The sequence below is a fragment of the Flammeovirga yaeyamensis genome, from assembly GCF_018736045.1.
In the GTDB taxonomy this organism is placed as follows: Bacteria; Bacteroidota; Bacteroidia; order Cytophagales; family Flammeovirgaceae; genus Flammeovirga; species Flammeovirga yaeyamensis.
In genome coordinates, this window is the sequence record NZ_CP076132.1 from 2,137,899 (window position 1) to 2,150,695 (window position 12,797).

9 protein-coding genes are annotated in these 12,797 nt (G+C 34.3%); 5 read left to right on the forward strand and 4 right to left on the reverse strand.

What is annotated here, in order from left to right:
- The first annotated feature begins 111 nt into the window (after positions 1 to 111).
- Positions 112 to 1,164, forward strand: coding sequence for an FUSC family protein (locus KMW28_RS08365; RefSeq protein ID WP_169664621.1), 1,053 nt, complete (start codon positions 112 to 114; stop codon positions 1,162 to 1,164).
- Here KMW28_RS08365 and KMW28_RS08370 read toward each other — a convergent pair.
- The gene (locus KMW28_RS08370) at positions 1,161 to 1,883 is read right to left on the reverse strand and encodes a hypothetical protein (RefSeq protein ID WP_169664620.1); all 723 of its coding nucleotides are present in this window, start codon (positions 1,881 to 1,883) and stop codon (positions 1,161 to 1,163) included. The two genes, KMW28_RS08365 and KMW28_RS08370, sit on opposite strands and share 4 nt — an antisense overlap.
- 175 nt (positions 1,884 to 2,058) lie before the next feature.
- On the opposite strand from KMW28_RS08370, the gene KMW28_RS08375 reads away from it, so the two are divergent.
- Positions 2,059 to 3,237 (forward strand): acetyl-CoA C-acyltransferase, encoded by a 1,179-nt coding sequence (locus KMW28_RS08375; RefSeq protein WP_169664619.1) that lies wholly within the window; start codon positions 2,059 to 2,061, stop codon positions 3,235 to 3,237.
- Positions 3,238 to 3,262: 25 nt separating this feature from the next.
- On the opposite strand, the gene KMW28_RS08380 is transcribed toward KMW28_RS08375, so the two are convergent.
- Positions 3,263 to 3,559 carry a hypothetical protein gene (locus tag KMW28_RS08380; RefSeq protein WP_066208376.1) on the reverse strand — a complete coding sequence of 99 codons (297 nt, stop codon included), beginning with the start codon at positions 3,557 to 3,559 and terminating at the stop codon, positions 3,263 to 3,265.
- A 311-nt stretch (positions 3,560 to 3,870) separates the two neighbouring features.
- Here KMW28_RS08380 and KMW28_RS08385 point away from each other — a divergent pair, with 311 nt between their 5' ends.
- Complete coding sequence (locus KMW28_RS08385) at positions 3,871 to 5,235, forward strand: efflux RND transporter periplasmic adaptor subunit (RefSeq protein WP_169664618.1); 1,365 nt, start codon at positions 3,871 to 3,873, stop codon at positions 5,233 to 5,235.
- A gap of 21 nt (positions 5,236 to 5,256) precedes the next feature.
- Positions 5,257 to 5,964, forward strand: a complete 708-nt coding sequence (locus KMW28_RS08390) for a lysoplasmalogenase (RefSeq protein WP_260157848.1) — start codon at positions 5,257 to 5,259, stop codon at positions 5,962 to 5,964.
- Between the two features lie 38 nt (positions 5,965 to 6,002).
- Here KMW28_RS08390 and KMW28_RS08395 read toward each other — a convergent pair whose 3' ends face one another.
- Complete coding sequence (locus tag KMW28_RS08395; RefSeq protein ID WP_169664616.1) at positions 6,003 to 8,192, reverse strand: glutamine synthetase III family protein; 2,190 nt, start codon at positions 8,190 to 8,192, stop codon at positions 6,003 to 6,005.
- Between the two features lie 298 nt (positions 8,193 to 8,490).
- Here KMW28_RS08395 and KMW28_RS08400 point away from each other — a divergent pair, with 298 nt between their 5' ends.
- Positions 8,491 to 11,634, forward strand: a complete 3,144-nt coding sequence (locus KMW28_RS08400) for a hypothetical protein (protein WP_169664615.1) — start codon at positions 8,491 to 8,493, stop codon at positions 11,632 to 11,634.
- A 90-nt stretch (positions 11,635 to 11,724) separates the two neighbouring features.
- Here the strand turns inward: KMW28_RS08400 and rocF are convergent, their stop codons facing one another.
- Positions 11,725 to 12,684, reverse strand: a complete 960-nt coding sequence (gene rocF, locus KMW28_RS08405) for an arginase (RefSeq protein WP_169664614.1) — start codon at positions 12,682 to 12,684, stop codon at positions 11,725 to 11,727.
- Positions 12,685 to 12,797: the final 113 nt, after the last annotated feature.

A 12,797-nucleotide genomic window follows, 5' to 3' on the forward strand; every position in this document is an offset into this window, starting at 1 on the left:
TAGATGATTTAGGTTGTATTATAATCATCAATTATATAGTAAATTCGACTTACTTGTCTGTTATCATCTGACAACAACCAAATTATATCAAATACTCAAACAGTTCTCATAATGTCTATTTCAAAGAAAATAGAAGCTTATATTTATAATAATGTTGAGAAAGTACATTTGTATCGAACAATAGCCATTCTTGCTTTCTCATTTTTTACCGTCAATTATTTTAAAATTCCTCATGGGTCTTGGGTATGTATCACTGTAGTGGTTTTGTTAGGGCCGTATCCAGAATTTGGAGGGATAATTCATAGAGTAAAACAAAGAATATTGGGCACCATTGCAGCATCCATTTCTGGAGTGGCTATGATCTTCTTTTTCCATAACAACTTATGGATGCAAACCATCTTTTTAATCGCTTGGATACCATTAATGGCTGCTCTTTTTAAAAAATATCCATATTCTTACTTGGTATGTATTTTCACTGTCGTAATTGTATTAGGAGTTACTGAAGACAAGACGATTGATAGTGCTTTATGGAGAGTAGGGAATATTATGGCAGGGGGATTAATCACATTAATTTTCTCTTTGATTTTTCCCGTAAGAGGAATTAAAGAATTAAGACTCGAAATGGCAGAGAGTATTTTGATGATCGATAAATTATATACATCCACCATAAAAGGAGAGTTTGCACACAAAGAATACTTAGATGATATGACTTTGGTGTTTAACTCTTTAAGGAAACAAAGGAAAACATATGAGCATGTCACAAAAGAAAGCAAACATTTTAAATTAAACCGTCAGGAACTTGAGAATATTACCGTTGTGATGCGGAAAATGAGTTCTATTGTAGAACTGTTGAATTCAAGTACGATAGCTTCTGAGATCGGGAATAAGTATATCAGTCAATTGTATTCCATTCAAGAAAAACGAGCGTTCTTTACTGAGCGAATGCAAAATATAGCGAAGCAATTAAAAGACAATACCTACACCTCTCCTGAAGAAACAGTGATCAGACTAACTTCCTCCAGAGAAGAATTAGATAAGTTGTATCAAGAAAATGATGACGAGCACACGCCTTTGAGCCCATATAGTTATGTTTGGCTTAACTATCAATATGGTCTGCAATTATTCAAATTAGAACAAAGTGTTTATAAGGTATTCAATAATTAATTTTCTAACTTTTTATTGATTTCAGATCTTACATCTTGAAGATGATGTAGCGCGAGTTTTTTATAATGCATGGATAAATTTCTAACCATGATGATTTTATCCATATACAGTAACAATTTGTTTTTATCATTTACTGAAAGTGATAAAGGGTGTTTAATATCTAATAATTCACCTTTTTTCGAGTATATGAAATCTTTTGATAGAATATCACTAATTCTAAAGAAGTAATTTTGATGTAATTGATTTTCAGGTGATTTGTCTTCGCTTTCTAGACACATTTTTAGATAATACTCATAAAGTAGAATGACTTTATTTCTAAGCTCATCATTGTCGATAATTTCAACACCATTCTCTTTTAATGATTCATACCCTGAAACATTTAGAACTAGCAAATCTTTTGTAGTGAGCAAGAGTTGTTGAATAGGGAACTTCCCTTCTGCCTTCTTATTCTTTTCGGTGATTAACTTTTTAAAATATATTGCTGCCTCAATGCCTACAGAATCAGAATAAATAAATTGTTTGAGTTGCTCTTGATCCAATTCTAGCCCTTTATTTATTTCGATTAAAATCTTTTCTTCTTGTACTTCAGATTTTTTACTATCCTTCCAGTCATTCAAAAGAAATGCAGAGACAACAGCTAGAAACATGAGAGTAAAATCAAATAAGTTTTTTGAAAATTTGTTTAGTTGTTTAAGAAACATGAGAGTATTAGTCTTCATTTTTATTTGGTTTAAAAAACTAAAGTAAACCAATATTCATTCAAGGCAAAATATTTACTTAGATTTTATAAAAGGTCAAAAGGATTTACTATTAATGTAAAAAGTACTATTATTGTATCAGTAATAATTTATTGTTACTAACACCACAACCAATAAACAAAAAAAAAAAAACACTATGAAAGAAGTATATATCGTATCGGCGGTAAGAACGCCTATCGGTAGCTTTGGAGGTGTATTGTCTTCACTATCAGCAACTCAATTAGGAAGCACTGCTATCAAAGGTGCTTTAGAAAAAGCAGGCGTTCAACCTTCGGAAGTGAACGAAGTTTTTATGGGGAATGTGATTGCCTCAAATCTTGGTCAAGCTCCTGCAAAGCAAGCTGCACTTGGTGCTGGCATCGGACACGATGTGCCATGTACAACAGTAAATAAAGTATGTGCTTCTGGAATGAAAACCTTAATGTTAGGAGCACAATCAATCATGTTAGGCGATAACGATATTGTTGTTACAGGAGGGATGGAATCGATGTCGAATATCCCTTATTACGTTCCAAAGGGTCGTTATGGTCATGGTTACGGTCACGGACAATTATTGGATGGCTTAGTAAAAGATGGTCTTTCAGATGCTTACAATGGTGAGGCCATGGGTGTTTGTGCTGATGCTACTGCTGTAAAATGTGAGATTTCGAGAGAAGAACAAGATGCCTTCGCAATAGAATCTTATAAAAGAACAGCAATGTCAACGGAAGATGGAATTTTTGTTAATGAAATTATTCCAGTAGCTGTACCTCAAAGAAGGGGAGATGATGTGATTGTTGACAAAGATGAGGAATTCACTAAAGTAAAGTTTGAAAAAATACCATCCTTAAGAGCCGTATTTACGAAAGATGGAACAGTAACAGCCGCGAATGCATCAACTATTAATGATGGGGCTGCTTCTATTATTTTAGCAAGTGAAGAGGCTGTAAAAAGATTAGGTTTAAAACCTATAGCAAAAGTAGTAAGCTTTGCTGATGCATCCTTAGCACCTGAGTGGTTTACTATTGCCCCACCTGATGCTGCAAATAAAGCATTAAAAAAAGCAGGTCTATCTAAAGAAGATATAGACTATTGGGAAGTAAACGAGGCATTCTCTGTAGTGACTTTGGCTTTCTCAAAGCAATTAGGCTTGTCGAGTGATATTGTCAATGTTCATGGAGGTTCAGTTTCTATGGGGCATCCGTTAGGTGCTTCTGGAGCAAGAATTATGGTGACACTTATGGGTGTTCTAAATGCAAGAAAAGGTAAAAAAGGACTTGCAGCAATTTGTAATGGAGGAGGTGGAGCCTCTGCAGTTATTATTGAGAAACTATAATTAATAAAGGTGATATAAATTAGGTTTATATCACCTTTTCTGCGTTTAAATACTTTCTCAATTCTTCCTCAGAATCAAAAATAATTCCCAAGCTACCTTTCAATAATTTGATGTAAAATTCTTCATCATTGTTCTCTAAAGGGATACGTATTTGAACTTCGGTTTGATTAAATAGTTCCATTGTCAATTGAAGCTGATAATTTTCAACATAATCAGACCACAGAATATTTAAACTTTTAATCTTTCCTGATGGATAATCGGGTGATGAGAAAAGAATCCATTTGTTAATGAGTAAGTCGAGTATAGAAGTATAGGTACTCATAAATTATTTATGTTAATCGATTAAATCATATTTTCTTGATGATTACTTTAGAAAAGTATTCTAAATTGATACTATTAAATATACTTAATTCTATAGATTTATTTTAGTTCAAAACTCGTTTTTAAAATATAATTCGTTGAACTTCGATTATTATCAGATGAAATCGATTATATTCAATAACATTTTCAATAATATCCTTATTTTTGTTGATGATAATGAATAAGAAATTATTCAAATTGTACAGTTGTCAAATTACTTGATCAATTCTAAACTTCTATTAAAACATACTATCATAAAGTCACTAAACTATTATGGCAAAGAAAAAGAAATCAAATAAAGTATTATATCTCTCTCTAATTTTACTTGTAGTTTTCGCTGGAGGAGGTGCTTACCTTTACAAATCAAATCAGAAAAAATCAGTAAAAGTTGAATTTGCTACTGCCACTAAAGGAACAATCACTGAGAAAGTGAGTGCGTCAGGTAAAGTTCAACCTATAAATGAAGTGACTTTGTCATCTGAAGTATCAGGTGAAATCAGGGAGTTGTATATTAAAGAAGGAGATTCGGTTTTTACAAAGCAATTGCTCGCTCAGATACGTCCTGATAACTTTCAATCAGCTTTAGATCAAGCAAGAGCATCATTGAACTCTCAAAAAGCACAATTGGCTAGATCAAGAGCAGATGTTGCTCAAAATGAAGCGAGATTAAAACAAGCGGAGTTAACGTTTAATAGAAATAAACAGCTTTGGGAAGATAAAGTGATTTCAGATCAGGAATATGAAAATAGCAAAGCTGATTTTGAAATTGCCCAAGCGAACTTAGAAGCATCTAAAGAAAGTGTAAGAGCTTCAGAATACACTGTAAAGAGTGCAGAGGCACAAGTGGACGATGCAAAAGAATCGTTACAACTAACAAAGATTTTTGCTCCAATGTCTGGAGTTGTATCAAAGTTATCGGTGGAAAAAGGAGAGATGGTTGTAGGTGCTCGTCAAATGTCGGCTACCGAGTTGATGAGAATTGCTAACCTATCAGAAATGGAAGCACAGGTAGATGTAAATGAAAATGATATCATCCGTGTTCATAAATTAGATACTGCTATTATTGATGTAGATGCCTACTCATTTAGAGATATGAAGTTTAAAGGAGTGGTAACTGCTATCGCCAATTCGGCAAAAGACGCTACCTCTTCTGATGTTGTTACAGAATTTGAAGTAAAAATTCGTTTACTTCCAAATTCTTATGCTAACTTAATGGTAGAGAATCAAAATGCTGAATCTCCATTTAGACCTGGAATGACAGCTTCTGTAGATATTATTACACAGACTAAAAAGGATATTTTAGTTGTCCCATTAACTTCTGTAACTACTAGAAAACGTTCTGAACTTACCAAAAAAGATGAAGAAGGTGAAGAGGATAAAGTAGGAGATGAGAACAAAACAATGTTGAATAACTCAAGAAAAAAAGATTCCGAGTTATTAGAGGTTGTATTTGTATATGATAAAACTACTCAGGAAGTAACTCCAAAAGAAGTGAAAACTGGTATTTCTGATTTTGATAATATTGAAATACTAGAAGGAATTGAAGATGGAGAGGTGATTATTAAAGGTCCATTTAGAGTGATTTCAGAAACCTTGAAGCCAGGTGATTTAGTAGAAGACATGAACTCTGCTAAATAAGATTAGGAATATATTTAAAATATGACATCAAATACTAAAATTGTAAAAGAACCCCTGAATAACCGACAAAGGAAAATTTTCTGGGGTCTTTTTTCTATCATTTTTTTTGTAAACGTGTATAGTAATTTCGTTGATAACTCCTTATTGACGATTTTTTCTAAACCGTTATTAATGCCTTTCATCGCCATATATTTTTCGGCAACTTGGAAAGAAACAACAGAAAACTCTATTATTTACAAAGCAATGATGATAGGCTTTTTCTTTGCTTGGATAGGAGATTTATACATGATGTTTAGAAGTGATGAAGAAGTAATGTTATTGGCATTAGGTTGCTTTTTTGTTTGTCATGTGCTGTATATTATCGCTTTCTTTTTTTCAGGAGTGAAAGATAAAATGATGGGTTTCTTATTCTCATTTGTCGTGTCAGTAATAGGGTTATTTATAGGAGAACATATTGCATCCACACATTCTTTGATGTACGCTCCAATATTATCGTACAGCATCATCATTTCAGTAATGTTTTCGTTTGCAGTGATTCGAATTTTTGTCCGAAAAGATAAATGGGCTTGGTTTACTGCCGCAGGAGCACTCATATTTATTATTTCAGACATTATGATTGGTATGGATGCCTTTCAAGGATATGAAATATCTCATGCCTATATAATGATTACATATATTGTTGCCCAACTATTAATTAGTAGGGGAATGATGGTAGAAGCAGTATCATAAAAAAATAGTCATCTAAAATTAATTAGATGACTATTTTTTTATCTCAAGAATAATAGCTCTCGATACTTAGGTAGTGGCCACATCTCGTCGTCAATCATAGTTTCCAACTTATCAACATGCCATCTAAGTTCCTCAAAATATTTTTCTTTGATATCATCACAATAGGCTAACGCTTTTTCTTCCACGTTTTCCATTGCATTGATGCGTTTTCTTTCCTGAGTCATTTCATGGGCCAATTTCTTTACAGAAACAAGGTGATTACTTACATTTTTGATGGTAATCATTGTCTCTTCAGTTTGGCTCTCCAAACCAATATCTTTTAAACCTTTTACATTTTCAATCAACATATTTTGATATCGAATAGCAGTAGGAGCGATATGGTTTAATGCTAGGTCAGCCATTACGCGTGACTCAATTTGCATTTTCATGATATAATTCGAAAGTCTGATTTCATGTCTAGCATCCAATTCTGCTTGAGACATGATACGCATTCTCTTGAATAAACGAGCCGTAGAAGTTTCTTTTAAAACAGAAAGGGCTCTAGGAGTGTCTTTGTTATTAGATAATTTACGTTTTTTCGCTTCTTTTACCCATTCATCACCATAGCCGTTTCCTTCGAAAATGACTTTTTTCACGGATGGGATATAAGAACGAAGGATGTCAATGATAGCCACTTCTTTCTTCTCGTCTTGCTCCATCAATTTGTCTACTTCTCTTTTGAAAAGGTCCAATTGATTCGCCACAGCAGTATTTAGAACTGTCATTGGACGAGCATTATTAGCATTCGAACCTACAGCTCTGAATTCAAATTTATTTCCTGTGAAAGCAAAAGGTGAAGTTCTGTTTCTATCAGTATTATCTAAAAGAATTGGAGGGATTTTACTAATTCCCAATTTCATGTAGATATTGTCTCCTTTTTTTACTTTGATATCTCCATTGTGTTCCAATTCTGTTAGGATATCAAATAGTTGAGTACCAATAAATGCTGATATGATGGCAGGAGGAGCTTCATTTGCACCTAAACGGTAATCGTTACTTGCTGAGGCAATAGAAGCTCTCAACAGATCAGAATGATCATAAACAGCCTTTAAGATATTGATAAAGAATGTAATGAATATCAAATTCTCTTTCGCTTTAGTAGAAGGCTGAAGAAGATTTTTTCCTTTATCAGTGATCAAAGACCAGTTGTTATGTTTACCGCTACCATTCATTCCTTGGAATGGCTTTTCGTGAAACAACACTCTAAAATTATGTCTTGATGATACCTTTTTCATTAGGTCCATCAATAAAACATTATGATCATTGGCTACGTTGACTTCTTCAAAAATAGGAGCAACTTCAAACTGACTTGGAGCTACCTCATTGTGACGAGTTTTAATTGGAATTCCTAGCTTATAGGCTTCAATTTCCAATTCCTGAAGGAAACGAGTGACTCTCGAAGGAATAGAACCAAAATAATGGTCGTCTAATTGTTGGCCTTTAGGAGGAGTTCTACCAAATAGTGTACGGCCAGTTAATAATATATCCGGACGTGCATCGGCAAGAGCCCTATCGATTAAGAAAAATTCTTGCTCGCACCCCAGAGAGGCTTGCACTTTTTCAATACTGCGATCAAAAATCTGACAAACTGAAGTAGCCGCTTTATCAACCCTTTCAAGTGCTTTTAATAATGGAGCCTTATTGTCTAAAGATTCTCCAGTATAGGATACAAAAACTGTCGGGATACATAAAGTTTTTCCATCTCCGCTTTCGATTATGAAGGCAGGAGAAGTAGGGTCCCAAGCAGTATATCCTCTTGCTTCAAAAGTTTGTCTTAATCCACCACTTGGGAAAGAAGAGGCGTCCGGTTCTTGACGCACCAAAGCACTTCCTTTAAATCTTTCGATAGCATGACCATCTTTGTGTAATTCAAAGAAGGCATCATGCTTTTCTGCAGTTGAGCCAGTAAGTGGTTGAAACCAGTGAGTATAGTGAGTTACCCCTTTAGATAGTGCCCAGGCCTTCAAAGAGGTGGCCACAGCGTCGGCAACGTTCTCATCTATTTGCTCACTTTTATGTATAGCATTTTGTAATTTATTATATATATCCGATGAAAGTTGTTCTTGCATTACGGCCATACTAAAAGTATTCTCGCCATAATAGTCAGAAACTTTATCACTTGGAGGAGTAATTTTTACAGGTTTTCTTTCTTCAACCAAGCGTAATGCATCAAATCGTTGTCTAGCCATTCTGTAGATGCTTAAGTTATTTATTACGTTATTTTTTGAGAGATAAAAATACACTTTATTTCTATCCTAATAAAATATTTTTCATAGAAGTGATTATTAGATAGTAATAAAAATAACATAGAATGCTTTATTATAAATATTATAATAAATCGCCTTATAAAAGTAGACTTGGTATGTAATTTGATTAAATCACAGTTATACTCAATAATTTGATTAAACCCGCGTTGTTTAAGAAATGAATTATTGTTGTTTGTTTTTACAGAAAAGGGTAGCATACAACATGCTAAATAGCACTTCTATGAAGATTTTTTTACTAGGTTTTATATTTCTTCTTACTTTAAATAGTGTGTTTTCACAAACAGTATCTGGTTCAATCTATGTTGAAGGAGATAAAATAGTGACAAACCATCCTGAAGGAAAAGTTTATCTAAGAATTAAAGCATCGGCTGCAGTTACACACATGAAAATCTCTCGTGATGAGAGTTTTAGAGGAGTTGTGTGGGAGAGGGTGAATTGGGAAAAACCTGATTTCCCAATAATAAGAAGAGGAGAAGGCGATGGTCTTAAAACCATCTATGCAGTATTTAAAAATGAAGATACTGGAGACGTTTCTGAAGTTGCCTCTTTAATGGTTGAGTTGGATAGAACTCCACCTCAAAATCCAGAAATTCTAATCAATGGAGGTCTTCCATACACGAATAATAAATCTCGAATGGTGACTCTATTCTTGGCTGCTGATGAGGCAGAGAAGATGAGAGTATCTAATAGACCCGATTTTCATGGTATAGATTGGAGACCTTACACTCAAAGGATTGATAAATACAAATTATTGGGTCTTGATGGTGAAAAAGAAATTTTTGCTCAGTTTAAGGATGCGGCAGGAAACTCTACGGAAATTGTAAGTGCCAAAATCACTATAGATATTACACCTCCGGTAAATTGTAAAATGAAAATTAATGAGGGTCAGAAGTATATCAAAGACTCTGTCGTAACATTAAATTTTTATGCAGAAGGAGCCTCTCATATACAAATTAGAGGTGGAGATGGATGGATCGATTATGCTGAACAAGTAAAATGGACCTTGCCTCCAGGTGAAGGTGAAAAAGTAGTTTATGCTCGTTTTAGAGACGAAGTTGGTAACTACTCTAAAATAGTATCAGGTCGTGTGATTGTGGATACCACTCCTCCTGATTTAGGTCGTGTAATTATTGATGATGGTAGAAAATTCATCGATAGCCATGCGCAACATAAACTTCAATTAATAGTAAGAGGTGCAACTCACATGAAGATTTCTAATAATGAGTCTTTAAGTGATGCACAATGGATTCCTTATTCTCCAGTGGTTCCTGTTTGGAACTTCCCAATCGGAGATGGTAAGAAAACGGTCTATGTGAAGTTTAAAGATCAATCGGATAACGAATCTGAAGTCTATAGTTCTTCAGTAATGTTGGACGCCACTCCTCCACAAAATCCAAAAGTTGATATTGTAGCTGAAGGTATCGTTCAAGATACAGCCAATAATGTGAAGCTATTGAAGGATGATAAGCAAATTGTAGATCTTAAAATTAAAGCAGATGATGCTCGTTTTATGATGATTGCGAATCAGAAAAGTTTCTATGGTGCACGTTGGATGGTATATAAAGAAGAAGTAAAAGATTGGAAACTTCAAGCTGGTGCAGACGGTTTAAGGAGTGTCTTTGTGAAATTTATGGATAGAGCAAAGAATGTTTCAGAACCAGCTTTTGATAGAGTTTTAATTGATACTGAGCCTCCTGTTGGTGGTAAAATTACGATTAATAATAACGCTGAATATAGTATTGATAAAGAGCATAAAGTGCAGTTGAAATTATTCGCAAGAAAAGCTGATTTCATGCAGGTAAGTAATGATCCTACTTTTATGGGTATCGAATGGGAACCTTACAATACTATTAAAAAATGGACTTTAGATGGTGGAGACGGTGTGAAAACTGTTTTCGTAAGATATAGAGACTTAGCAGGTAACGTTTCAGAACCTGTTTCTGATAATATCAAATTAGATACTAAACCTCCATTTAACTGTTCTATTTTAGTAAAGAATCACAAAGAAGGTGTAGTTAACCATCCAGATGCTATCGCTTTAATTAGAGTAAACGCAGAGGATGCCATTAAAATGCAAATAAGTAACCACCCTAATTTTGAAAAGATTAGATGGACGGGTTACTCAGAATATAATATTCCTTGGAGACTCCCAGGTGAAGATGGCGTGAAAGAAATATATACACGCTTTATGGATGAAGCTGGTAATATTACTGACACTTACTCAGTGAATGTAACTTTGGATAGGACTCCTCCTGTAAAAGGTAGTGTTGAAATTGCTGAGGCAAAAGACAAGTTAACCAATTTAACTGATGTAAACTTGGTGATAAGTGCCGAAGGTGCTCATCAAATGAAGTTATCTTCTAGATCTGATTTTAAAGATGCAGAGTGGCAGAAATATTCGACCTCTAAGAAATGGAAATTCCCTTCTGGAGATGGGCTTAAATTCGTTTACGTGATCTTTAAAGATGAAGTGGGTAACCTTTCAAGACCAGCATATGCATCGGTAGGTGTAGATACAGACGCTCCAAGAGAAGGAAGTATCTTAGTTGCCAATGGTGAGAAATATTGTACTGATCCTGATGCGGTAGTTCGATTGAAACTAAATGCAAGAGGAGCGACAAAAATGATGATTTCTAACGATAAAGATTTTACTGATGCCAAATGGGAGAAGTTTAAATATTATATCTATAATCATTATTTAGAAGCTGCTGAAGATGGAGAAAAGACCGTTTATGCTAAATTTAAAGATGATGCAGAAAACGTTACTGACGCTGTTTCTTCAAGCATTATTTTGGATAGACAAGAGCCTGTTAATGAGAAATTGATTATTAATAATGGTGAAGAATATACCAATGAGAAATCTGGTCGAGTTGCATTAGAGATTTATGCTGAGGACGCAAAAGAGATGAAAGTCTCTAATGATAGATACTTCAAGCAAAATATTAAATGGGAGCCATATGCAACATCTAAAGATTGGTTGATTAAACATTCCACTGATGGTCAAAAGTTCGTCTATGTTAAATTCCGTGATGATGCAGGTAATGAATCATTAGTTACAGAAGGAAGAATAATTTTAGATACTACACCTCCAATTCCTCAATATGTGAAAATTAATGGAGGGGCAACAGCAGTAGACTCTCCAACGGTTACTATCCAAACAAAAGCTAGAGATGCTAAATTTATGATGATCTCTAATGATCAAAGCTTTACTGGTGGAGTTTGGAGACCTTATTCAGAAAGTTTCACATGGAGTTTAAAGGCAGGAGCAGGAATCAAGAGAGTATTTATTAAGTTTAAAGACAACTCTCAAAATGTATCTGACTTTAAATTTGCAGAGACGACTTTATATGATGTAAATAGATAACTATTAGTTGAAATAAAATCAACAATGAAGATATAAAAAAAGCCACTCGAAATTCGAGTGGCTTTATTTTTTACACGTGAGTAAAAACCGTTAGGCTTTTACAGTTCTATTATGTTTATATGATTTTACCGTTTCGGTAAGTATGTGAAAGGCATTATTTGCCATCGTATTGTGCTTATCTAAAGTTGGATTAACTTCTACCATCTCCCAGCAAACCAACTTCTCACTACTCACTAATGTAGTGTTGATTGTTAAAGCTTCCTCAACAGTTAATCCATGCTCAACAGGTGTTCCTGTTCCTTTTGAGATGCTGGGATCCATGCTGTCTACATCAAATGATACATAGATCATATCGCAGTCCTCTAATTTCTTTAAGGCTTCATGAGCTGTTTCTATTGCTCCTAATTGTCTTACTTCATCAACTGTATAATTCTTAATTCCATATTTATTGATGATGACATTCTCTGGTGTCTCAGTATCTCTAACACCAATAAAGACAATATCTTCTGCAGCTAACTTTGGAGTTGAAGTCCCTACAGATTTAATTCTATCCCAATAATCTAATGTTTCTTGATTTGGAGAGTTAACAGCTTCTTCTTTGTTATCGATATGGGTTACTATTGCTAAAGGCATACCATGCATATTACCGGAAGGAGTTGTGAAAGGTGAATGGAAATCAGCATGTGCATCGATCCATATTACACCAAGTTTCTTTTCTGGAAAAGATTTTTTAATACCAGAAATTGTCCCAGCTGCTGTAGAGTGGTCTCCTGCTAAAACAAAAGGAGTATTTTCTTTGGTTAAAACGTTTGATGTAGCGTTGCTTACACGTTCTAACATAGTGTGTACCCCATCAATATGTTTAGCATTAGGATATTGATTATTCTTGAATAAGATATTATTAACGTCATCTATATTTTGTACAGAATAATCACTAAAAAAAGTAGATTTCTGATCTAATGATGCTACAATAAGGGCGTCAATACCCATACCTGCTCCTCTCGTTCCTGCTGCAATTTCGGAACGAACAGTAAGTAACTTAATGTCCATGATGTGAAAGTTTATGTGAATTTTATGGTATACGCAAATCAACCCTTTAATTGGAATGAAGGGGACTATAAGGCGTAAAAAGGATAGTGGAAAAGTCTAATTATGAGAATGCC

What these genes read in the sequence shown, in the direction of transcription:
- KMW28_RS08365 (WP_169664621.1), top strand. Translation starts at nt 112, where the DNA reads ATGTCTATTTCAAAGAAAATAGAAGCTTATATTTATAATAATGTTGAG.
- KMW28_RS08370 (WP_169664620.1), bottom strand. Translation starts at nt 1,883, where the DNA reads ATGAAGACTAATACTCTCATGTTTCTTAAACAACTAAACAAATTTTCA.
- KMW28_RS08375 (WP_169664619.1), top strand. Translation starts at nt 2,059, where the DNA reads ATGAAAGAAGTATATATCGTATCGGCGGTAAGAACGCCTATCGGTAGC.
- KMW28_RS08380 (WP_066208376.1), bottom strand. Translation starts at nt 3,559, where the DNA reads ATGAGTACCTATACTTCTATACTCGACTTACTCATTAACAAATGGATT.
- KMW28_RS08385 (WP_169664618.1), top strand. Translation starts at nt 3,871, where the DNA reads ATGGCAAAGAAAAAGAAATCAAATAAAGTATTATATCTCTCTCTAATT.
- KMW28_RS08390 (WP_260157848.1), top strand. Translation starts at nt 5,257, where the DNA reads ATGACATCAAATACTAAAATTGTAAAAGAACCCCTGAATAACCGACAA.
- KMW28_RS08395 (WP_169664616.1), bottom strand. Translation starts at nt 8,192, where the DNA reads ATGGCTAGACAACGATTTGATGCATTACGCTTGGTTGAAGAAAGAAAA.
- KMW28_RS08400 (WP_169664615.1), top strand. Translation starts at nt 8,491, where the DNA reads ATGAAGATTTTTTTACTAGGTTTTATATTTCTTCTTACTTTAAATAGT.
- rocF (WP_169664614.1), bottom strand. Translation starts at nt 12,684, where the DNA reads ATGGACATTAAGTTACTTACTGTTCGTTCCGAAATTGCAGCAGGAACG.